The sequence below is a fragment of the Candidatus Accumulibacter propinquus genome (assembly GCF_056856495.1).
Window position 1 is genome coordinate 306,038 of sequence record NZ_JBSEHC010000006.1, and the last position, 21,085, is coordinate 327,122.

Here is a 21,085-nt window from a genome sequence, read left to right on the forward strand (position 1 = left end):
TCGCAAGCCGCCGGGTTGGCGATTCGAATCACTTCGGGATTGGCTGCTGCATCGCCCGTTGCCTTGACTTGTGCAATAGCTGCTACGGGGGCTGGTGGTGTAGCCGTTGGGCTGACGGTTACGGTAACCGGCTCGGCCGCCAGCGGAATATCCACTGGGCTGACGGCTGCGGCGAGCGGGGGGGCGAACGTGACAGTGACCGTGACTGAAGCCGGTGGGGCAAGCGGTGCGATGACCGGTGGGGTGGCGGTAGTGCTCATGGGGTGCTCGTGGCTCGTGTGGGTTTAAAGTGAAGTCGCGCGAGTGGCTCTCGAATCTCCCCACGTTCTTTGGGAGAGGGGGATGACGATGCGGGATAGTGGCCTGATCTTCATTTCCCCGGCAGCCCGCCGATGCCCTGCCCGTCAGGCTGGTCGCCTGCGGGTGGCGAAGCGAAATCGAGCGCGCTACCGCCGAGTGCGGCATACAGGCTGACCTGGCTGCTCAGCAGTTCGCGCCGCGTCTGCACGAGCTGTTGCTCGGCGTTGAGCAGGTCGCGCTGGGCATCAAGTACGTCCAGAAAAGCCGAGGCGCCGTTGTTGAAGCGCAATTGCGACAGCCGTGCGCGCTCCACCTGTGTCGCCAGCGCTGTGCGGGCAATTGCGACCTGCTGCCTTAGCCAGACACGTGCCGAAAGCGCATCAGATACGTCACGGAAGGCAACCTGCACGGTTTTCTCGTATTGCGTCACGGCCAGATCGCGATTCGTTTCGGCCAGGCTCAGGTTGTTCTGCCTGCGCCCAGCGTCGAAGATCGGCAGTGAAATGCTCGGCGAAAATAGCCAGGCAAGGCTGCCCGAGGCGAACAGGTCCGTGAGTTCGACACTCGCGGTGCCTAGCGAGCCCACCAACGCAATGCGCGGAAAAAATGCGGCACGTGCCGCACCGATGTTGGCATTTGCGGCTTTTAGCAGATGTTCGGCAGCGACGATGTCGGGGCGCTGCAGCAGCAGATCGGAAGGCAGACCAGGGCGCAGTTCGCGAAATACATTGCTTTCATCGAGTTGGCCTTGCTCGGGAGGCAATTTGACGGGAACCCCGACCAGCAGGGTCAGGGCATTGAACTGGGCCGCTCGCGCCAGTTCAAGCTGGGCGCCAAGCGCCTGGGCCTGAGTCAGCAGGGTTTGCACCTCGGTCAGGTTGAAGCGCGAGGTCGAGCCGACCTCGACGCGGCGTGTAAATATGCGAAAGGTCTTCTCATGGCTGGCGATGGTCTGGCGCGCCAGTGCAATACGCTCGTCGAGTCCGCGTAACGCGAGGTAGCTATTGGCAACCTGAGCAACCAGCCCGATGCTGGCCGCACGGCGTGCGGCGTCGGTAGCCAGATAGGTTTCCAGCGCCGCGTCCTCCAGACTGCGTACGCGCCCCCAGAAATCGATCTCCCAGCTTGCCAGGCCCAGTCCGACCTGATACTGGCTGGCTACCAGTGGCCTGCCGGTGAGGCTCAGCCTGGCCGGCGTTCGCGAGCGGTCTTCTCTGGCTAGTGCGCCAATGCTCGGGAACAGGTCTGCCCGTTGAATACCGTAGGCAGCACGCGCTTGTTCGACGCGCAGCACGGCACTCTGCAGATCACGGTTGTTGTCCAGCGCCAGCCCGATCAACGACCGAAGTTGCGGGTCGGTGAAATAATCACGCCAGCCGATGGCCGCCGCGCTGGCACCATCCTGATGGGTAACGGACGCATAGACGGGTGACACCGGAAAGGCGGACACCTCGTAGGGCGGTGCCATCGAGGCGCAGCCCGCCATGAGCAGGGCGACGGCCGCGAGCCTGAGGCTGGACGATCCTGCATTGAGTATCCGGCTGGCTTCCAATCAAATCTCCAGGCGAGCCGGCGTGCCGGCGATTAGGTGGATGCCATGAATATCCTTCTCAAGCTGGGTGGGAACGCGTTGGCTGCGCTGCCACTCAGGATCATCGCCAATTCGACCTTGGCCGACGGTGCGTCAACGCACATAACTACACGACCACTGTAGGTGAAAATCCGCGGGTATCTGGCTCAATCTGGACGTGCTGAGTGCTTGTGCCGATCACTACGGGTCGTCCATGCAGGCGGTGATCCGGCGCTGGATCGAGTTCACGCCCGAGCGTGCCGTGATGTTGGTCTGGCGAAGAGAAATCCATCACCGAACTCGCTGCCCGGCAGAACTAAGCCGAAGTCATTCTGTACGGTAGCGCGCATAGAAGAAAAAGGACTGCGGGTATCATGGGGCCGACTAATCCCAGCGAGTGCGCCTAACGATGTCTACCCCTTTCCTGGAGCGACCCTGGCGAGCGGGTTGACAGCGTCGGTTTTCGTCTGATGTCGTCTGGCCCGATTGAGGACCCCGTCCGCGGGTAGCACCGAAGCGATTTGGTCAACGATTAGACCGTCTACTGCCAGGACCGGCGGAAGGATGTGTTGGTGCTGGCGACCTGATTGTACTGTGGAAGCGTCAATGCAGCCGATTACCCCAAGGTCTCCTTCTGGGTGCGTCCCGATTCCGGAGTCGGCGGCGAAGCCTGAGGCGACGCTGCAAACGCCCTGAACCTGGGCCAGGCCACATGGCCATCCTCAATGGCCGTCTGTCGGGCAAGCCCCGGGGTCACGATGGCGAAAGGAAACGGCGATGAATACCATGAGCAGTGCCCAGTGGTTCCTGCTAGTCGGTGGCCTGTTGCTCAGCATGGGGCTGAGCCGGCCCACCCTTGGTCACCTGCCGGTGACTTCGGCTATCATCTACCTGCTAGTCGGCCTGGTCGTCGGACCGACGGTGTTGAATGTCTTTCACTTCAATCCGCTCAAGCAGTCGGGGCTGCTCGAGGTGCTGACCGAGGCGGCGGTGCTGATCTCGCTCTACGCTGCCGGCGTCAAGATGCCGGTGCCGGTGAGACGGCAGCGCTGGCGGACGCCGATCCTACTCGCCGTGCTGTCGATGACGGTGACGGTCGGCCTGGTGACGGCGTTCGCCCACTATCTGCTCGGCTTGCCGCTGGGCGCTGCCGTGCTGCTGGGGGCGATCGTCGCGCCCACCGACCCGGTGCTCGCCACCGACGTTCAGATCCGCCATCCCGGCGACCGCGACCAACTCCGCTTCACGCTCACCTGCGAGGCCGGCATGAACGACGGCACGGCTTTCCCGCTGGTGATGCTCGGCCTCGGCCTGCTCGGCCTGCATGAGTTGGGCGACCTCGGGCTGCGATGGGTCCTGGTCGACGTCCTGTGGGCGACAGCTGCGGGCATCATTGTCGGCGTGCTGTGCGGCGTGACGCTGGCTCATCTCGGCAAGCGCCTGCGCGTGGAGGGCAACGAGCATCAGCTGATGGACGATTTCCTCGGGCTTGGCCTGATCGGGGTGGTTTACGGCCTGTGCCTTTTGCTGAGCGCCTGGGGTTTCCTGGCCGTGTTCTTCGCCGCCGTTGCATTGCGCCAGACCGAACAGCGGCTGGCCAACGTTGCCGAGCCGGTGGAGAGTGCCGATGCCTTATGCGGAGCACCGCCTTCGGTGAGTGCCGGCTCGCTGGTGTTCAAGGAGCACCTCGAACGGCTGTCCGAGGTGCTGCTGATCCTGCTCATCGGTGGCTCACTGTTCCTCGACTCGTGGAGTTGGCGCGCGGTCGGTCTCGCCGCCTTCCTCTTCGCGGTTGCCCGCCCACTGAGCGTGCTCGTGGGACTGCTGGGATCCGGCAACTCATGGCGAATATGCGGGCTGGCGGGCTGGTTCGGGGTCCGTGGCATCGGCTCGCTCTACTACCTGATGTATGCTATCGAGCACGGGTTGCCGGAGGAGATCGCACTCGAACTCATCCACATGACCCTGATCGTGGTGACGCTGTCGATCCTGGTCCACGGCATCAGCGTCAAGCCGCTGATGGATCGTTTCTGGAGTCGGCGCCGGCGCAGCCACTGAGAGGCTTGCCAAGAGTCATGATGGCATCAGCGATCATCGGAACGGGGGTTGTAAACCAAAGCTTTGCTTTTCGATGATCCTGCGCAAGTGATGCCCGATCCCGAGACGATGCGCCAAACTCTACCCCGGCTCGCCCTCTGTGTTCAGTCCTCGCCACCCGATGTGTCACCAACTACAGGCTGCCGCCTACGGACTACGGGTTCGCCGAATACTTAGGTGATTTCCAGAAAAAAACATCCCGGAATTCCGATGCCTGGACATTATTGCCAAAGCAACTCCTTCCCCTTGAATGCATGGGTATCTACACAAGTCCGAAAATAGGTTAAAAGTAGGCGGTATGGATCTGAAAATCTGGCTTTTGAACCTCGGCTGAAGCGAAGGTACGAGAAATTGGTGATGGGGCATAGCCACTGTGCGCATCAGTTGGCTGCGGGGATGAGGGCATTGCTGAGTGGCGAGCAGGCGTTTGCACACACGCAAGCCCTGTGGCGCTTTCTGGGCAACGCGCGGGTAAGCGCCTAGCAAAAAGTCATTCGATAATGAGAGCCGAAACCGTCCAGAATTTTGTCGACGTCAGCCTCAAGCCCGGCAGAGTTCCGTGCTTTGAAGGCCATCCACTCGTACTTCATTTTGTGCCAGAGCTTCTCGATGCGGTTCAGTTCCGGACTGTAGGGTGGCAGGAAGTAAAGCGTGAGGCCCTTCTCTTTCAGCAGGGCCAACAGGGTCTGGATTTCCTTCGCTTTGTGGATGGAAGCATTGTCCAGAATCACCGTCAGGGGTCTGCCGACGCTTTCCAGGAGGAGACCGAGGAAGCCGCCAAAAAGAGCTGCGGTCGTTGTCTCCCAGAACTTGGCCGTGAACAATTCACCCGTCGAGATCAACGCGGCCATCACATTCAGACGCTTTCCCCGCGCGGCCGTGATGCGGTGCACCTCTCCTGTCTCGGTCCAGGCGCTCCGATTGGGCTGGGTCTGCACAAAGCCGGCTTCATCCATATACGATAACGTGAGTTCGCCAAGCTTTGTTTTTTCAAGCAATTCATCTATTTCTACCTGGGCTGCTCGAAATTTCGCCTCATCCCGTTTTTTTTAGACTGTGCCGGGTCCTTTTCCAGACATAGTTCTTCTCTTTCAAGGCCGCCTGAACCACTCCCACCGAAACCTGTACGCCATGTTCCTCTGACAGGCGGTCCCTCAACTGGGGGGCCGTACAGGCCTCAGCCGTCGCCCAGGCGCAGAGTACCTGCTGATACGTTTCCGATAGTTTGCGAGGGGCACCACTGCGCGGCAGGTCGCGCAGCCCGATGAACCCCCTGGCCAGCCAGGCATCCCTGTGGTTGGCTACGGTTTCCTTGTGGAGCTTCTGCTGTTTCGCCACTCCGTCAAGGGACCCTCCTTCAGCCAGGAGAAGTACGGTCCGGGCTCGCCGGCGTTCGCGCCAGTCACTGCCTCGCTCCTCTACCTGCGTCAGTTGCTGGCGCTCTTGTGCTGTGAGGGTGAACTTTTTGGCTCTGCGGGACATGGCGAGGCATTCCGGAGGTTGGAGCGGACAGTATGCAGGCATACTGGCTTAACTCGAAAAATTTATCTGGAAGCGCTTAAGTGCGTCGGACCTGGGTGCGCCGCTGCTGGCGCTGGCACGGGAAGGCGTAGCCGAGGGTTGCGAGGAGTATGCCTTGGCAGTGCATGACTGGTCGCGGCTGAACTACAACACCCACAGCAGCAAGCAGGATCGTCTGCAGATGACGCACGCGACGGATTTGGGCTACGAGTTGCAGAGTATGGTGCTGGTGGCGGATCGGGATGGGGCGCCGCTGGCAGCGGTGGCGCAGAATCTTTGCACCGCGCACGGTGTGTGGAGTTCGCGTAGCCGGGAAATGCTCCCGCAGAGGCCCCATCTGGACGAATTGACCGAGCGCATGGATGGGCTGGAAGATCAAGTGTTTGCCAAACGATTGGTGCATCTCGTGGACCGTGAGGCGGACTCGATTTTCCATCAGCGGCAGTGGAGCGCGCGCAATCGACTCTGGCTGGTGCGTGTCAAGGCCGCCGGACGGGTCAGATACCAGAAGAAGGCCACCAGCTTGCAGCGCGTGGCCGATGAGTTGTGCTTTGCCAAAGTTCGACCGGTCGAACATCGAGGGAAACCGGCTGTGCAATGGCTGGCCAGCGCCGAGGTGACCATCGTCCGGCATGCCAGGCCCAAGCGACTCAATGAGCAGGGCCAGCGTGTGCCGCCGATCCCGGGTGTGCCCCTGACCGTGCGCTTGATCGTGAGCCGGATCTGTACCCCGGATGGGAAACCTCTGGCCGACTGGTTCTTGTTGAGCAACCTGCCCGGCACGGTTTCCGATGCCCAGATTGCCCTCTGGTACTACTGGCGTTGGCGGATCGAATCCTACTTCAAGTTGCTCAAGCAGGCCGGCCAACAGCTGGAACGATGGGAGCAGGAATCCGGCCCGGCCATTCTCAAGCGCCTGTTGATCGCCGGTCAGGCCTGTGCCTTGGCGTGGCGACTCATGCGCACCGAGGGGGTCTTCGCCGAACAGACGCGTGCTTTCCTCGTGCGGCTTTCCGGACGGCAGATGAAGCGCTCCACTCCTGTTACCACCCCGGCACTTCTCGCTGGCCTCCACAACCTCTTCGCCACGCTCGAAATCCTGAAACATTATTCCCCCGATGAGCCACAACGCTTCGCTCTCTTCACGGGTAGCTTGGGCCCAGGACCGTGATGAGTTGTGTAGATACTCATGTCTGAAAGGGAGGGAGCGCGTGCCGAATTCCGGTATGTGCATTGCAGGAAATCGCCTTACTGCTGGCGGGAGGAAGATCCGAATGGTTGTTCCCGGTGCTTGCCAGTCGGAGCCAGACCGGCAAGCGCGTGCGGGAGGCCGGCGGGAGTGAGCAGCTTGGCTGTGCTGCCCGTCAGGAAGGAGCGCCGAGAGCCTTGGCGCGCAGGGCGCTGAGTTCCAGGCAGGCGGTGTCGGGTGCAACCTGAGTTGGCCAGCCTTGCAGGTGCTGGGCGACAATGTCGCCCAGTGCGCGAATCCAGTCATCACGCTCGTTGAGGCAGGGCAGGTAAAAGAACTCCTTGCCGCCGGCGCGCAGGAACTCGCTCTTGCCTTCGATGGCGATTTCTTCAAGCGTTTCGAGGCAGTCTGCCGGAAAGCCGGGACAAATCGCATCGATCCGCCGCACCCCCTGCGCGGCGAGGGCCTGGAGCGTTGGCGCGGTGTAGGGTTGTAGCCACTGCGCACGTCCGAAACGCGACTGGAAACAGATCTGGTACTGCTCCGGACCCAGACCCAGTGCCTCGGCCAGCATGCGGCCGGTTTTCTGGCACTCGCAGTGATAGGGGTCGCCCTTGTCCAGCGTGTAGCGCGGCAGCCCATGGAAGCTCATGAGCAGGCGATAGGAACTGTCCGGCCGCCGGTGGCTGGTCCAGTGCTCGCGAACACTGGCTGCAAGTGCTGCGATGTAGCCCGGATGATCAGCAAAACTCCTGACGGTCCGTATTTCCGGCTGGTTGCGCACCATCTTCAGCCAGGCACCGGCCGCGTCGAGGGCGGTGGCGGTTGTGCTGGCGGCGTATTGTGGATAGAGGGGCAGCAGCAGGATGCGGCTACAGCCTTCGGCCTTGAGGCGGGAAAGCGTAGCCGGAATCGACGGCTCACCGTAACGCATCGCGTAGTCGACCAGCACCCGCTGCCCGGCTTGTCCGAGAAAACCTCGCAACAGCTTGGCCTGGCGTTCGACATGAATCTTTAGCGGCGAGCCCTCGGGAGTCCACACCGACGCGTATTTTTCGGCCGACCGTCGGGGTCGAATGTTGAGAATGATGCCGTTCAGGATCAGCCACCAGATGGGGCGCGGGATCTCGACGACGCGTGGGTCGGAAAGGAATTCCTTCAGATAGGCGCGCACCGCCTGCGTGTTCGGCGCCGCCGGCGTCCCCAGGTTGATCAGCAGCACCGCGGTCAGGGCGGGCGAACCGTGGCGGTAGGCCGGCTCCGGAAGGTAGCGTGGCATCAGCAGTTGGCCTGGAAAGTGAGTGCCGAAGAAAGCAGCTTGGCGGTGATCTCGACGATCGGGATCACTCGCTCGTAGGCCATGCGGGTGGGGCCGATGACGCCTACCGAACCGACCACCTGGCCGTCAACCTCGTAGGGAGCGGTGACCACGCTGCATTCGTCCAGAGGAGCCAGTCCCGATTCACCGCCGATGAAGATTTGCACCCCATCGGCGCGCTTCGAAAGGTCAAGCAACTGCATCAGCGCGGTGCGCTGTTCGAAGAGGTCGAACAACTCGCGAAGGCGCCTCATGTTGGAGGAAAATTCCTCGACTTCGAGCAGGTTACGCTCACCCGAGATGACATATCGGTCGCCTGGCCCCTTCATCGCCTCGTCGCCGGCGGCCAGCGCCGCCGTCATCAGTGTCTGCAAGTCACCGCGCAACTCGCGCAATTCCTCCTGGACGCGGGAATGGATATGCTCGAAGTCATGGCCGACAAAATGCTGATTCAGATAATTGGTGGCGGTGACCAGTTCGGACGGGGTATAGGAGCGCCCGGGGAAAAGCAGGCGATTCTGTACGTCGCCATCCGATGTCACCAGGATCAGTAGCAGGCGCCTCTCAGAGAGAGTGACGAACTCCATCTGGCGGATCTTCGGAGCCATTCGTCGCGGCGTCAGGACGATGCCTGCAAAATGCGTCAGCCCGGAAAGGAGATGCGAGGCGTTGCTGATCAGTTGCCGCGGCTGCGAAGGGAGCAATTGCCCCTCGATGGCGTCAAGCTTTTCCTTTTCGAGCGGCTTGACGGTAAGCAGGCTATCGACGAAGAAGCGGTAACCCCGCGACGTCGGTACGCGCCCTGCGGAAGTGTGCGGGCTGGCAATCAGCCCGATATCTTCGAGGTCGGCCATGACATTGCGCACCGTCGCCGCCGAAAGGTCCAGGCCTGAATACCTGGACAAGGCGCGCGAGCCAACTGGTTGCCCTTCTGCAATGTAGCGTTCGATCAGGGTCTTCAGGAGGGTTCTGGCACGGTCGTCGAGCATGGCTCCGATTCTACAAAAAATCCTTCCCGCACGGGGCGGCGCGGAAGCAAGCTGAATTGTGGTTTAATTCGTCCCATGAACAACGCCTTTCCTCAAGCCTCGGCTGATTGCGCGCCTCTCCCCAGGACGATAGCGCTGGTCGGAAAGTACCACAGTCCGGAGATTGCCGAGTCGACTCGTTTGCTCGCCAAGTACCTGCATGAGCGCGGCATGACCGTACTGATCGAGGAAGAGACCGCGCGCAACGTGGTTTCGCACCTTGACCTCGGGAGTTGGGCCAGCGGCGGTTTCGCCTGGCTCGGGGCACACGCCGACATCGCCATCGTCATCGGCGGTGACGGCACCATGCTCAATGCTGCACGCCAGCTTGCCCGCTATCGCGTACCGCTGGTCGGCGTCAACCAGGGGCGCCTCGGTTTCATGACCGACATTGCGCGTGCCGACATGCTGACCTGCCTGGACGACCTCCTCGACGGCAAGTTCATTCCCGAAACGCGCATGCTCCTCGATGCGGAAATCGTGCGCGACGAGCGTGGTGTCGTTTCCAACCTGGCGTTGAACGACGTGGTCGTCGACAAGGGCGCCATCGGGCGGATGATCGAATTCGAACTCTTCATCGATGGCGAGTTCATCTACCACCTGCGCTCCGACGGCTTGATCGTGGCCACATCGACCGGCTCGACAGCCTATTCGCTGTCCGCCAACGGTCCGATTCTGCATCCGCAGGTCTCGGCCATCGCTCTGGTGCCACTCTGCCCGCATGCCTTGACCAATCGGCCGATCCTGGTTGGCGACCGCAACGAGATCGAGATCCGGATTGTTAACGCAACGGATTCGCGTGCCCATTTCGATGGCCAGGTGACGGCTGATCTGCGCAACGGGGATGTCGTGCGTATCCGCCGCTCCGAATACTCGATCTGTTTCCTGCATCCACCGGGCTACAGTTACTTCGCCATGCTCCGCCAAAAGCTGCACTGGAGCGAGCGGCCCAAGGGTCATTAGACCATTCTGGCAACGGCCATATCATGCTGTGTCGTTTGACAATTCGCGACTTCGTCCTGGTTGAACGGCTGGAACTCGATTTTCAGGCGGGATTCGGCACGCTGACCGGCGAAACCGGTGCCGGCAAGTCGATCCTGGTCGACGCCTTGGCGTTCGCCCTGGGCGATCGCGCCGACGCCAGCCTCATTCGGGCCGGCAGCGAACGTGCGGAAGTGAATGCCGAGTTTGACCTTGCCGCTGCCCCTGCGGCGGCGGACTGGTTGCGGGCGCACGACCTGGATGCGCAGGGCGTACTGCTCCTGCGTCGCGTCCTGGATGCCAACGGCCGTTCGCGCGCCTATCTTAACGGCTCGCCGGTGACCGTCCAGCAGTTGCGTGAGGTGGCCGAATCGCTGGTCGATATTCATGGCCAGCACGCCCACCAATCGCTGTTGCGGAGCGAAGCGCAGCGCGCTCTGCTCGATTCGCATGCAGCGCTAGAGCCGCTGCTGGCAGAGGTTGCCGGCGCCTGGCGCCAATGGCGTGAAGCCAGGACCCTGCTCGACGCCGCCAGCAACGGGCTTGAGGCGCTGGCCATCGAGCGCGAGCAACTGTCTTGGCAGGTCCGCGAACTACAGACTCTCGGCTTCTCGCCCGAGGAATGGCTCGCGCTCAACGAGGAGCACCAGCGTCTGGCGCACGCCGCGAGCCTCGTCGAGGGCGCCCAGTCCTCGCTACAGGTGTTGGCCGAAGGCGACTCCGCGTGTGAGGCGCAGGTCGCTGGCGTAGCCCATCGTCTGCAGGACCTGTCCGAATACGATCCGGCGTTGTCGGAAATTGCCGCCTTGGTGCACTCCGCCCAAGCGGAGCTTGCAGAGGCAATATCCGCCTTGCGCCGTTACGCCGACCGTGTTGAACTCGACCCGCAGCGTCTGGCCGAAGCAGAGCGGCGTATCGACGCGGTTCTCGGCTGCGCCCGGAAGTTCCGCTGCAGTCCCGCGGAACTTCCGGCATTGCTGGTACGCTGGCAGGAGAGATTGACCATCGTCGGCCAAGCAGCCGACATCGACGCCCTGGAGCAACGCGTTGCCGCAGCACGCGCGCAATATGAACAACTGGCGCAGCAGCTCTCGGGCCAGCGCGCCAAGGCCGCCGCGGCGCTTGGCCGCGACGTCAGTCAGGTGATGCAACAACTGGCATTGGGCGGAGGTCGCTTCGAGGTCGGCTTGCTGCCGGTTGACGGGGGCAATGCAGCCGGGATGGAGCAGATCGAGTTTCGTATTGCCGGTCTGGCCGGCAGCGAGCCACGGTCTCTGGCCAAGGTGGCTTCAGGTGGCGAACTGTCGCGTATCAGTCTCGCCATTCAGGTCGTCGCCAGTCAGGCAGCGAGAGTCCCGACGTTGATCTTTGACGAAGTGGATGTCGGTATCGGCGGCGGAGTCGCCGAGGTCGTCGGTCGTTTGCTGCGCGAGTTGGGAGCCGAACGGCAAGTCCTTTGTGTCACCCACCTACCACAGGTGGCGGCACGCGCCAACTGGCAGTGGCAGGTGAGCAAGGTCGCTGTCGCCGATCAGCTTCGCAGCCATGTCGCCACGCTTACCGGGGAAGCCCGGGTCGAAGAAATCGCCCGCATGCTCGGAGGTGTCGAGATCACGGCGATTACCCGCCAGCATGCCAGGGAGATGTTGAAACTGTCCTGATCAGCACGCGGCCGGACAGCGCGCGTGTCGAGTCGGTACCCGAAACGACTACTGCGCGCCCAAACCGACGCGAATCAAACGGGCTTCTTGAGCTTGCTCCGGGCCGCTTTCCGGAGGGTCTTGAATAGTTCGGGGTCTTCTGCCTTCAGGTACTCGACGACCTCGAAGTCTTCGCGTTTCAGGCGTTGAATGTCGATCTGCTCCACATGCACGAGCCGCAGCAGTTCACGCACCGGCTTGGGCATGTTGCGGCCGCTTTCATAGCGTGAACCGCCACTCTGCGTAACGCCAATCTTCGACCAGAACTGTTGCTGATTCAAACCCAGCTTGCGGCGGATTTCTCGTGGATCGACTCTCTCAACGACTTTGACGGTGCTCATGGCTGTCCTTTCTTACAATTGCCCCAAATGAACCAGCAAGAAGCCGACTTCCTGCCAGAGATCCACACCATATGACTCTGGTAATGCACGGCACACTATAAGCGATTCATCGAGAATTGCAAGTGGCATTCTAATAGAACATCTGGCTAATGCCGATCGGCTCATCCGGGGCGGTGTTCCTTTGCCGCAACATCAGGCAATGCTTTAGAATACAGGCTTTTTCGGTTTTCAACTGGATTTGGCATGGCACTGATAGTTCAGAAGTTCGGCGGCACTTCGGTCGCATCGACGGAGCGCATCAAGAATGTGGCAAAACGCGTCGCCCGTTGGCGAGCTCAGGGCCACGACATCATCCTCGTACCGTCGGCCATGGCCGGCGAAACCAATCGCCTGATCGGCCTGGCCAAGGAAATTTCGCCTTCCCCGGACCCCCGCGAACTCGACGTGATCGCCTCGACCGGAGAACAGGTGACCATCGCTCTGCTGGCCATGGCCATGCATGCCGAGGGGGTCAAGGCCAAGAGCTTTACCGGTTCACAGGTCGGCGTATTGACCGACAGCACCTTTACCAAGGCACGCATTCTGAAGATCGACCAGGAACGAATTCGCAAGGCCTTGGGCGATGGCAATGTCGTCGTCGTCGCCGGCTTTCAAGGCGCCGACGAGGACGGCAATATCACCACGCTGGGCCGTGGCGGCTCAGACACGTCGGCCGTAGCGCTGGCGGCCGCGCTGAAGGCCGACGAGTGCCAGATCTATACGGACGTTGACGGTGTTTATACCACCGACCCACGCGTCGTGCCGGAAGCGCGCAGACTCGACACCATCACTTTTGAAGAGATGCTGGAAATGGCCAGCCTTGGCTCCAAGGTCCTCCAGATTCGATCGGTCGAGTTCGCCGGCAAATACAAAGTCAAGCTTCGTGTGCTGTCCAGCTTCGAGGACGAAGGCGAAGGCACACTGATTACTGTTGAGGAAAAAGGGAAGATGGAACAACCGATCATTTCCGGGATTGCTTTCAATCGCGATGAAGCCAAACTCACCGTTCTGGGCGTTCCCGATCGCCCGGGAATTGCCTACCAGATCCTGGGGCCGATCGCCGATGCGAAAATCGACGTCGACATGATCATCCAGAATATTGGCCGTGACGGCACTACCGACTTCTCATTCACCGTCAATCGAAGTGACTACAGCAGGTCCCTCGAGATCCTGCAAACCGTCAAGGAAAAGATAGGCGCACGCGACATCACCGGCGACAACACGACCTGCAAAGTCTCCGCCGTCGGAGTGGGGATGCGCTCCCACCCGGGGGTCGCGAGCAGGATGTTCGGCGCGCTGGCCAAGGAAAGCATCAACCTGCAGATGATCTCGACATCCGAAATCAAGATCTCGGTAGTCATCGAAGAGAAGTATCTGGAACTTGCCGTGCGCGTCCTGCACAAGGCTTTCGGCCTCGAAAAACCGCCAAAGTCGAAGTTGGGTTTGACCGGTCGCGGCGAAACCGATATCATCACCCCCTCCTAGGAGACGTGGCCGAGAGGTCGAAGGCACTCCCCTGCTAAGGGAGCATGCGGGCATAAACCTGCATCAAGGGTTCGAATCCCTTCGTCTCCGCCAGGACACCGGCTGCAAACGCTCTGCAGCCAAAACGGACACCCCGCTTAACGCCTTGTTTTGCGGGGTTTTTCGTTTATACCTCCTGACTTCGCTTACCCCACAAATGTCATATTTGCGCTCTTAACGGCCATTTCTCTCGAAACCTCCTGACTTCGGGAATTTGGTACGGTTTTTCAAGCTGTTGTTTTTGCTTGAGAATTACGGTGTGGTGGGCGGGTTTTGCGATGGCGTATGCTCTGGTTTCGTGAGGTACGCCATCGCGAAATGTCTGGTTGGTGAGGGGCAGGGAATGGCCATTACCGGTGACTTTCCCGGAATTTCCCGCTGTGATCTGCGCGGAAACGGATCTAGGCAAGTTCACCGACCAGCCAACCCATGCTCAGGCACTTGGATTTCGCCGCAGCTTGTCTCGCAGCCACGATGCAAGCCGTGAAGGGTGGAGGATGCGCCTGACAAGCTGTGTACTCGGGTGCTTCGGGGCAACCTGACACATCAGATCATAAGATCTCTGGGCCTGATCGCGGTCACCTTGGGCATGAAAGTAACGCGCCACAATGCTGTGGAAGCCTAATACCTCAGAGATGTGGAAGCGCACGCGATCCGGGTAGAGCAGCTTGAGATCGAACTTACCCGCAAAGATCTCTGCAATCTTTGCGGCCTCGCCGCGCTTGAGACATTCTTCTGCCCAGGCGATGCGGCCGAACAAATAGTCGGGAAAGCGATGCACAGTATCCTGCATCACGCTCGCGGCCTCGGCATGCTCACCCATGTTGAAATAAGCGGCGTACAAGTAGTTGTGGAGCTGCGCAATTTCGGGATACTGCTCGATCAAGGCTTTCACGTCAGCCAAGGCCTGTCTTGGTCGTGGCTTTAGCACTTTTTCGTACAGCCCGTTGATCCGTTCCTGCACCTCAGCCGGAAGTCGGTCGACTGCAGCGTCGGGCATTGGTTCCTCGGTGATCTCGTAGCTATACAAGGTCACGGGCTCGGAAGCTTCCTGCGCAGATATCACCTCGGGGGTATCGACCGCCGTAACGAAGTGGAACCCCTTCGGACCCAGCCGTCGCGTCAGTGCTTCCATGATGCGCTGCGACTGCGCCGGCGTGTCGTCAGGTCCGCTCACGTAAAGTGGCTTGCCTTCCTTGCCATAGGTGTAGCGCACGGGACACGCGGTCGCCTCGGTGGTCCCGAAAAGCGCAGCGGCACCAGTGTAGTCGGGATGCGGTGGGAAGCCGTGATCTCGGGCATAGGCGACGACGCCCTCCACGAGCTTGCGCAGGCAGCTTGGATGGATGTGATCGAAATCGAAGCGCTGGACGAATTCCGCAAATTGGTCTGGTGATACGACGCGATAAAAGGCATCCTTTACACCCAAGCAGTAGACGTCCACCAGAAAAGCGGCCAACGCCACGTCGCCGTTAGGAAGCGCCCGGGCGAGTGCCGCCATACCAATACCCGTTTCAAAGAGGTTCTTCGCCACCAGTGAATCGTGGATCGGTCGATGCGCCACACTTGCCGGAGAGTGCAGCTGACTACGGGTCGGCAGCGGCCTCTTGCCATTTTGGCCCTTGCGCTTCCTGGCGAGCTTCTTCTGCCAGCGCTGTTCGTCGAGGGTCATCGTGATATCGCCCGCTGGCAATTGACGCCTGAGGGTGTGGCCAAGCAACTGGTACTCCCCGTCATGGCGAGACCGACCGTATCCGACCCCGGCTAACGGTCATTGCAGTTGCCGCCGCCCCGGATGATGAAAGAAGATGCGGGTTGGGAAGCGGCGGGTAGAGGTCGCGCAACATTTTGGCGGCTCGACCCCGCAAGCTAACGTGACCCGCTGAACCGACTCGTACCCCGGATTGCTGCCATCGAGCGCACACATTAAAAGGGCCGTTGGCGACCTGTCGCCTTCAGGCAATTTCGGTTCTGGCACCCACCGCCTCCCGCGTTCAAGTTTATGGCGAAAGGAGACGGTATGGAACTGGTTCCGATCCACAAGCGGGTCATTGGGCTGGATATTCATCAGGCCCAGGTCACGGCGTGCGCGATCATCGAGGAATCGGGCGGCGAGACACGACTCGAGCAGCGGCAATTTGGCGCGTTCAAACGGGACCGGCGGGAGCTGGCGGTCTGGGCGGCGGCGCTTGATCCGGACGAAGTCGTCATGGAAAGCACGGGCATCTACTGGAAGAGTCCGTATGCGGCGCTGGAGGCGGTCGGTATCCGGGCGACGGTGGTCAATGCCCGTCACGTCAAGCAGGTGCCGGGACGCAAGACGGATGTTGGAGATGCCCAGTGGCTGGCCACCCTGGCGCGAGCCGGTCTGCTCCGAGGGTCTTTCGTGCCGCCGGCCCAACTGCGCGAACTGCGTCTGATCGCCCGGCAACGGCAGAAGCTCGTCGGGCTGCTCTCGTCCGAGAAGAACCGCATGCACAAAGTGCTGACCGATGCCGGCATCCGTCTGGGCGTGGTGGTCAGCGATATCCATGGTCAGTCGGCACGCGCGATGATCAAGGGGATTCTCCGGGGGCAGGCTCCGCATGAGGTTCTTCAACTCGCCAGTCGACGTCTCAAAGCCAGCCGCGAGGAATTGCACGATGCCCTGCAGGGCGAATTGACCGCGAGTCACGTGTTCGTTCTTGACGAACTATTGCGGCATATCGAGGAACTCGAAGCGCGCATCGCCCGTTTCGACGCCCGCCTGCTCGCCGAATTGGCGAGCGAGCACAATGCGCTCGCCCTGCTGCAAACCTTACCTGGCGTCGATCTCATCGGCGCCGCCATGCTGCTCGTCGAGATCGGCAGCGACATGAGCGTCTTCGGCACCTCGGACCGCCTAGCCTCCTGGGTTGGCCTCTGTCCGGGCAACAACGAGTCGGCCGGGAAGCGCAAATCGGGACGCGTCCGCAAGGGCAATCCCTACGTCCGCCGACTCCTCTGTGAGTTCGCTCACGCCGCCAGCCGCACAAAATCGGCGTTCCAGGCCAAGTTCCAGTCGTTGATCGTTCGTCGTGGTCACAAACGCGCCATCGTCGCTTTGGCTCACAAAATGTTGCGCACCATTTTTTTCATGCTCAAGCGTGGCGAACATTACCGGGATTCCGCCACCAACTATGAGCAGCTCTCCGTGCAGCGCAACGCCTCTCGCTGGATCAAGGCGCTAACTCGCTTCGGCTTCATCCCCGCAGCCGCTTGATTCACGACAACCGATCTCCATGACCGCTCGCGGTCAGGTACCCGTGCGCTTGGAGACTGGGTTCTTTCACATTAAAAATAACCGAGATCGTTGCCTCGATATCCATGGAAACGATCTCAAGAAAGCCGGCGGCGATCGCCGTGATGCGCTCGGATTTGTTCACGGCCGTATTTTACCGGAGGGACAGTCGATCAGTAAGCTGCGGCAAGCGGGGGAAACGTGTTGGCTACGGAGTGAGCGAAATGTCTGGTGGGTGATGGGCCGGGAATGGCCACCAGCGCCCCAACCCTTTACCTTGGCACACCAAGACCCTACTATTGACTCCGTTGAACAGCCATTCGAATGCGCTGGATCGTGTCGTTGACCAAAGCTGTTCTTGGCACCTCAAGCCCCAGGTTGCGTGCGATCGCGTTGATCGTTGCAGGATTCAATGGCATACCTCCTGCGTCTATGGCCGCGATGACTTCCTTGGCTCGCTGGACTTCTGGAGGTAACTTGGCTCGGGGAAGGAAGAAACCTTTCAGCCACTTCAACAGAGTCGGCTTTCGGTGAGGTATCACAATGTGTAGCCTGCTGAAATCGCCTATCTTTTTTCTGACATCCGTTTTGGCACAATTTGTTGTCGGTCCGCTGCCTTGGCGGCAACCACTCAAGCTGGAGATAAGATCGTGGACATGACCATCACTTCAAGTACGTTCGAACACAACGGGTCGATCCCAAAGCTGTACACCTGCGAGGGCAAGGATATTTCTCCACCGCTGGCATGGAGTGGCATTCCTGCTGGCGCAAAGAGTCTGGCATTGATTATAGACGATCCTGATGCGCCAGATCCCGCAGCGCCACGCATGACCTGGGTTCATTGGGTGCTGTATAACCTGCCTGTTACCAGCATCGGGCTGACCGAGGCCGTGCATTCGTTACCCGCAGGCACGCTGGATGGACTGAACGACTGGCAGCGCACTGGTTACGGCGGCCCCTGTCCTCCCATCGGTCGGCACCGTTACTTCCACAAGCTTTACGCTCTTGACGTTGTGTTGCCCGACTTGAAAAAACCGACCAAGAAGACCCTGGAGCAGGCCATCAAGGGGCATATCGTTGCGGAAGCACAGTTGGTCGGCACCTATCAAAAGGATCGTTGATCTCGCTTTGCAGGGAGCTATTGCGAATCATCACGTTTTGTGTCGAGGCCTCAACCGCAAGCCTATAGCGGCAGAGAAAGGTCGCTGGACTCAAGCGCTGGCGGTCGGTTCCCATGGGAATTGTAAGCGACATCTTCCCGGCGGCAAATCCGAACTCACCGCCCCACCTCAATACCAAACTGCAACCGGCAATAGGATCACCTTGCGCCTACCCCGCAGCTTGAAGGTCATGGGCAGATCAACAGAAATGACATTGCCGTCCATCACGCCACCACGCAAAGGTATTACAATGCAATCATGTGTAATACACAGGAGATTTGCCATGTCGACGACACTCACCAGCAAAGGACAAGTCACCATCCCCAAGCAGATTCGCGAGGCCCTCAATCTGGTACCGGGCTGCTCTGTAGACTTCGCTGTCAATCGCGTTGGCGATGTGGTGATCCACAAGGTTGGCGCCTGTTCGAGCCGTCAGCCCGACCGTTTCGATGTCGCTCGGGGCAAGGCTGACGTAAAGTGGCGAACCGACGACTTGATGGCTCTGCTGCGCGGCGAGGGCTGATGCTGTTGGTCGACACCAACGTGCTGGTCGACGTTCTGGAGGACGATCCAGAATGGGCCGACTGGTCGACTCATCAATTGCGTGCCCAGTCGAAGATTCATCGGCTGGCAATCAACCCGATCATCTACTCCGAACTTTCGCTGACCTTCTCGACGGTGGAAGCCCTGGATCAGGCCCTCGACGACCTCGGCCTGGTCATGATTGAGACACCGCGCCCAGCCCTGTTTCTCGCCGGCAAAGCGTTTGTACGTTACCGGGGACAAGCGGGTACCAAGATCAATGTCCTTGGCGATTTCTTTATCGGGGCGCACGCCGCAGTGTCAGGCTATCCCGTTCTGACCAGGGACACACGACGATACTCCTCGTATTTTCCCAGCGTGGTGCTGATCGCCCCGGAGGGATTCGCGTAACCGTCGATCAGCGAATGCGGCAAGCGGGGAATACGTGTTGGCTACGGAGCATTGGTTGCCCGGTCCGTTTCCATGGGAAATTCTGATGTCTCGATTCCGCTGTCCGTGAAGCGCATTGCCGCAGCCATCGCCACCGACAGCAATGGCGAGGCGGTATCGTTGCGCTCGGCCTGGGAGCAGTGGCAGAACGACGGTCGCACTTTTTTGCTCCAGCCAGCGAAACGCCCTGGATATCGCCTTGATCATCGTAGCCATCGGCGCCGGGTTGCCCTGCGTCCCATCCGGCTATAGGATCACCTTGCGCCCACCCCGCAGCTTGAAGGTCATAGGCAGATCAACAGAAATGACATCAGAGGCAGTGGTCGAGCCGCTGGTCTGCAGGGAAAATTCCGGCGCGCAATTAGTCACTTATGACTCAGATCTTTACATTTCCTGAGCAGATTCAGTTACGGGGTAGCGTGGGCGAGAGCCGGGACGATGGTTTGTTCAGTGATTCGACAAGCGGCGGCGATGGTCGAGCGGCCCAGACGGGTCAGGTAGTAGCGATAGCCATGAACGACTTTCTTGATGAGACCGAACTGGCGCAGGCGCCAAAGCTGGCGCGTGATGCTGGCCGGCGAGATCTGGCGCAAGAAGGGGACGAGGTCGGCACGGCGGATGCCACGGATGTTGAACTCGGGACGCTGAAGCGCCCGCAGCAGGGCCTGCTGAGTGGCATCGAAGAAATTGAAGCCCTTGAGGGTATGGCCGTTGACCGTCTTGGGGTTGACCAGCCGATGCAGGTTACGATCGCCGGCGGAAAAGTCGTCGAGTGCGGAGAGGTATTCGAGGTAGCGGCGGTTACAGCCGAGCAGGATCTCGCGCAAGTCGATCAGGCTGTAGATGGTCTTTCGGAGGGGGGCGATCTCGCGCGACTCGTGACCATCCCGATGTTCCACCTTGCGGTGGTGCTTGAAGAAGGAAACGTTGTTGGTCGTGGTTTCCAGGCGCAGCACACGGTTGAACTTGTCGTACATCTTGACCGATACCTTGCCAAAATGGTGCTTGATGCAGGTGCCCTCGATACGCGTCGTGAAGCGGCTGCCGAGTTCCTGTGCCAGTTGCGGCGTGATCTTCTTGCCCAGGAAACTGGCGACCTGCTCGGCCTTGACCGAGAAGATGGCCTGCCGGGAGAGTTCCTCGTAGAGCGACTTCAGGATGGCGTCGGAGCGGAACACCAGATCGGTAGAGTATTCGACCTGCATCAGGCTCCAGTGATAAGACTGTCCGAAGACATCCAGAATTGGGCAGCACTGCTCGGCGTAGTGGTCCAGAAGCGCATGCAGGGTGTCTGGCGAGAAGGCGTCCGCGAGTTGCTGCGCCCGTTCCCAATCGGTGATACGGATGAACGCATTGTCCGCCATCGCGTAGTCGATACCTGCCGTTGTCAGCGAGTGTGCCAACCGACTGTGGCCATTGCAGTAGAACTGCAGCCGGAATGGACTCCACGTCGGCACGCGCAGGTAGATCAGTCCGAGGGTTTCGTCCATCCAGTAGAAGTAGTAGTGCAGGCACTTGCCCGAGGTATGGCGCAGAAAGGTTTGGTGACTTTGCTTGTCGTGCCAGGGTTCGTAGGCGTCACAGGCTTCCATGGCGGAGAGCACATGCACCAATCCTGGATGATCCCCACGGTCCTTGAGCACCGCGGCAACGAGGTCTTCCTTGCGGATGTGCGCCTTGGCCACGTGCTCGATTCGCGCTCCCTGCGCGGTCGCCAAAGCCTGTGCGGCTTCACGAATGCGATCACGCAGCGGTTCGGCAAAGCGCGGGTAGTCAAAAATGCGAATGTGCCGGGCATTGAGAAAACTCGTCATCCCCGCCGCGTAGCACGCGCCCGGCAACGTGCCCGTAATCACGATCCGGTCGTAGCAGGAGAGTGTTCCGGCAAGCCGCTCGTGATAGCGATCGGTCAGCATCTGTGTCATGGTCGCCTCCGCTTTTCCGTTTGGGCTATGACAGAAATCTCAACCTGTTTGGTTCCGGCTTCGCCGGCTTAGTATTTTCCAATTCAGGTATGAGCCTGAACGAGCAACGGAATGGGTGACGCGGTGATGTGGGTTGAGGGGTTGAAAAGGGAAGTCTAACG

At 60.3% G+C, this 21,085-nt stretch carries 19 protein-coding genes, 1 tRNA gene and 1 pseudogene; 11 read left to right on the top strand and 10 right to left on the bottom strand.

Annotated features, from left to right (window positions below):
* Positions 1-370: 370 nt before the first annotated feature.
* Positions 371-1,852: an efflux transporter outer membrane subunit gene (locus AC15MQ_RS19650; RefSeq protein ID WP_483081068.1), complete on the bottom strand. Its 1,482-nt coding sequence runs from the start codon at positions 1,850-1,852 to the stop codon at positions 371-373.
* A gap of 804 nt (positions 1,853-2,656) precedes the next feature.
* On the opposite strand from AC15MQ_RS19650, the gene AC15MQ_RS19655 reads away from it, so the two are divergent.
* Positions 2,657-3,928 carry a cation:proton antiporter gene (locus AC15MQ_RS19655; protein ID WP_483081194.1) on the top strand — a complete coding sequence of 424 codons (1,272 nt, stop codon included), beginning with the start codon at positions 2,657-2,659 and terminating at the stop codon, positions 3,926-3,928.
* Between the two features lie 518 nt (positions 3,929-4,446).
* Here AC15MQ_RS19655 and AC15MQ_RS19660 read toward each other — a convergent pair.
* The gene (locus AC15MQ_RS19660) at positions 4,447-4,965 is read right to left on the bottom strand and encodes an IS630 family transposase (RefSeq protein ID WP_483080469.1); all 519 of its coding nucleotides are present in this window, start codon (positions 4,963-4,965) and stop codon (positions 4,447-4,449) included.
* Between the two features lie 37 nt (positions 4,966-5,002).
* Entirely contained in the window at positions 5,003-5,449 is a 447-nt protein-coding gene (locus AC15MQ_RS19665) for a helix-turn-helix domain-containing protein (RefSeq protein WP_287652175.1), read from the bottom strand.
* A 154-nt stretch (positions 5,450-5,603) separates the two neighbouring features.
* Between AC15MQ_RS19665 and AC15MQ_RS19670 the strand changes: the two genes are divergently transcribed.
* A complete protein-coding gene (locus tag AC15MQ_RS19670) occupies positions 5,604-6,659 on the top strand; it encodes a transposase (protein ID WP_483081069.1) in 1,056 nt (351 codons plus the stop codon).
* A 193-nt stretch (positions 6,660-6,852) separates the two neighbouring features.
* On the opposite strand, the gene hemH is transcribed toward AC15MQ_RS19670, so the two are convergent.
* On the bottom strand, positions 6,853-7,956 hold the full coding sequence (gene hemH, locus AC15MQ_RS19675; RefSeq protein ID WP_483081070.1) for a ferrochelatase: 1,104 nt from the start codon (positions 7,954-7,956) through the stop codon (positions 6,853-6,855).
* On the bottom strand, positions 7,956-8,984 hold the full coding sequence (gene hrcA, locus AC15MQ_RS19680; protein WP_483081071.1) for a heat-inducible transcriptional repressor HrcA: 1,029 nt from the start codon (positions 8,982-8,984) through the stop codon (positions 7,956-7,958). Before hrcA ends, hemH begins: the two co-directional genes overlap by 1 nt.
* A 75-nt stretch (positions 8,985-9,059) precedes the next feature.
* On the opposite strand from hrcA, the gene AC15MQ_RS19685 reads away from it, so the two are divergent.
* Both AC15MQ_RS19685 and recN read left to right on the top strand, forming a co-directional pair.
* Positions 9,060-9,986 carry an NAD kinase gene (locus AC15MQ_RS19685; RefSeq protein ID WP_287653424.1) on the top strand — a complete coding sequence of 309 codons (927 nt, stop codon included), beginning with the start codon at positions 9,060-9,062 and terminating at the stop codon, positions 9,984-9,986.
* Positions 9,987-10,009: 23 nt separating this feature from the next.
* Positions 10,010-11,665: a DNA repair protein RecN gene (gene recN, locus AC15MQ_RS19690; protein ID WP_483081072.1), complete on the top strand. Its 1,656-nt coding sequence runs from the start codon at positions 10,010-10,012 to the stop codon at positions 11,663-11,665.
* A gap of 74 nt (positions 11,666-11,739) precedes the next feature.
* Here the strand turns inward: recN and AC15MQ_RS19695 are convergent, their stop codons facing one another.
* Complete coding sequence (locus AC15MQ_RS19695; RefSeq protein WP_287653426.1) at positions 11,740-12,045, bottom strand: helix-turn-helix domain-containing protein; 306 nt, start codon at positions 12,043-12,045, stop codon at positions 11,740-11,742.
* A 243-nt stretch (positions 12,046-12,288) separates the two neighbouring features.
* On the opposite strand from AC15MQ_RS19695, the gene AC15MQ_RS19700 reads away from it, so the two are divergent.
* Together AC15MQ_RS19700 and AC15MQ_RS19705 are read left to right on the top strand one after the other, a co-directional pair.
* A complete protein-coding gene (locus tag AC15MQ_RS19700; protein ID WP_287653427.1) occupies positions 12,289-13,569 on the top strand; it encodes an aspartate kinase in 1,281 nt (426 codons plus the stop codon).
* Positions 13,569-13,662: transfer RNA gene (locus AC15MQ_RS19705), tRNA-Ser, on the top strand. The genes AC15MQ_RS19700 and AC15MQ_RS19705 overlap by 1 nt, the downstream gene beginning before the upstream one ends.
* Positions 13,663-14,041: 379 nt before the next feature.
* Here AC15MQ_RS19705 and AC15MQ_RS19710 read toward each other — a convergent pair.
* The gene (locus AC15MQ_RS19710; protein WP_483081073.1) at positions 14,042-15,280 is read right to left on the bottom strand and encodes a tetratricopeptide repeat protein; all 1,239 of its coding nucleotides are present in this window, start codon (positions 15,278-15,280) and stop codon (positions 14,042-14,044) included.
* Between the two features lie 348 nt (positions 15,281-15,628).
* Between AC15MQ_RS19710 and AC15MQ_RS19715 the strand changes: the two genes are divergently transcribed.
* Complete coding sequence (locus AC15MQ_RS19715; RefSeq protein ID WP_483079949.1) at positions 15,629-16,849, top strand: IS110 family RNA-guided transposase; 1,221 nt, start codon at positions 15,629-15,631, stop codon at positions 16,847-16,849.
* 1 nt (position 16,850) lies between these two features.
* Here the strand turns inward: AC15MQ_RS19715 and AC15MQ_RS19720 are convergent, their stop codons facing one another.
* Positions 16,851-17,012, bottom strand: a complete 162-nt coding sequence (locus tag AC15MQ_RS19720; RefSeq protein ID WP_483081074.1) for a hypothetical protein — start codon at positions 17,010-17,012, stop codon at positions 16,851-16,853.
* 151 nt (positions 17,013-17,163) lie between these two features.
* Complete coding sequence (locus tag AC15MQ_RS19725) at positions 17,164-17,382, bottom strand: hypothetical protein (protein WP_483081075.1); 219 nt, start codon at positions 17,380-17,382, stop codon at positions 17,164-17,166.
* A gap of 135 nt (positions 17,383-17,517) precedes the next feature.
* On the opposite strand from AC15MQ_RS19725, the gene AC15MQ_RS19730 reads away from it, so the two are divergent.
* From AC15MQ_RS19730 to AC15MQ_RS19745, 4 genes and pseudogenes are all read left to right on the top strand, one after another.
* Positions 17,518-17,988, top strand: coding sequence for a YbhB/YbcL family Raf kinase inhibitor-like protein (locus tag AC15MQ_RS19730; protein ID WP_483081076.1), 471 nt, complete (start codon positions 17,518-17,520; stop codon positions 17,986-17,988).
* Positions 17,989-18,310: 322 nt separating this feature from the next.
* Entirely contained in the window at positions 18,311-18,550 is a 240-nt protein-coding gene (locus AC15MQ_RS19735) for an AbrB/MazE/SpoVT family DNA-binding domain-containing protein (protein WP_483081077.1), read from the top strand.
* Positions 18,550-18,960, top strand: coding sequence for a type II toxin-antitoxin system VapC family toxin (locus AC15MQ_RS19740; protein WP_483081078.1), 411 nt, complete (start codon positions 18,550-18,552; stop codon positions 18,958-18,960). Before AC15MQ_RS19735 ends, AC15MQ_RS19740 begins: the two co-directional genes overlap by 1 nt.
* Before the next feature lie 84 nt (positions 18,961-19,044).
* Positions 19,045-19,251: pseudogene (locus AC15MQ_RS19745) on the top strand (hypothetical protein); the annotation flags it as partial.
* Between the two features lie 155 nt (positions 19,252-19,406).
* Here the strand turns inward: AC15MQ_RS19745 and AC15MQ_RS19750 are convergent.
* Positions 19,407-20,924: a MarR family transcriptional regulator gene (locus tag AC15MQ_RS19750; protein ID WP_332335740.1), complete on the bottom strand. Its 1,518-nt coding sequence runs from the start codon at positions 20,922-20,924 to the stop codon at positions 19,407-19,409.
* Positions 20,925-21,085: the final 161 nt, after the last annotated feature.

Excerpts from the sequence above, each read along its gene's own strand:
- AC15MQ_RS19655 (WP_483081194.1), top strand. The coding sequence starts at position 2,657 with ATGAGCAGTGCCCAGTGGTTCCTGCTAGTCGGTGGCCTGTTGCTCAGC.
- AC15MQ_RS19665 (WP_287652175.1), bottom strand. The coding sequence starts at position 5,449 with ATGTCCCGCAGAGCCAAAAAGTTCACCCTCACAGCACAAGAGCGCCAG.
- hemH (WP_483081070.1), bottom strand. The coding sequence starts at position 7,956 with ATGCCACGCTACCTTCCGGAGCCGGCCTACCGCCACGGTTCGCCCGCC.
- hrcA (WP_483081071.1), bottom strand. The coding sequence starts at position 8,984 with ATGCTCGACGACCGTGCCAGAACCCTCCTGAAGACCCTGATCGAACGC.
- AC15MQ_RS19685 (WP_287653424.1), top strand. The coding sequence starts at position 9,060 with ATGAACAACGCCTTTCCTCAAGCCTCGGCTGATTGCGCGCCTCTCCCC.
- recN (WP_483081072.1), top strand. The coding sequence starts at position 10,010 with ATGCTGTGTCGTTTGACAATTCGCGACTTCGTCCTGGTTGAACGGCTG.
- AC15MQ_RS19695 (WP_287653426.1), bottom strand. The coding sequence starts at position 12,045 with ATGAGCACCGTCAAAGTCGTTGAGAGAGTCGATCCACGAGAAATCCGC.
- AC15MQ_RS19700 (WP_287653427.1), top strand. The coding sequence starts at position 12,289 with ATGGCACTGATAGTTCAGAAGTTCGGCGGCACTTCGGTCGCATCGACG.
- AC15MQ_RS19710 (WP_483081073.1), bottom strand. The coding sequence starts at position 15,280 with ATGACCCTCGACGAACAGCGCTGGCAGAAGAAGCTCGCCAGGAAGCGC.
- AC15MQ_RS19715 (WP_483079949.1), top strand. The coding sequence starts at position 15,629 with ATGGAACTGGTTCCGATCCACAAGCGGGTCATTGGGCTGGATATTCAT.
- AC15MQ_RS19735 (WP_483081077.1), top strand. The coding sequence starts at position 18,311 with ATGTCGACGACACTCACCAGCAAAGGACAAGTCACCATCCCCAAGCAG.
- AC15MQ_RS19740 (WP_483081078.1), top strand. The coding sequence starts at position 18,550 with ATGCTGTTGGTCGACACCAACGTGCTGGTCGACGTTCTGGAGGACGAT.
- AC15MQ_RS19750 (WP_332335740.1), bottom strand. The coding sequence starts at position 20,924 with ATGACACAGATGCTGACCGATCGCTATCACGAGCGGCTTGCCGGAACA.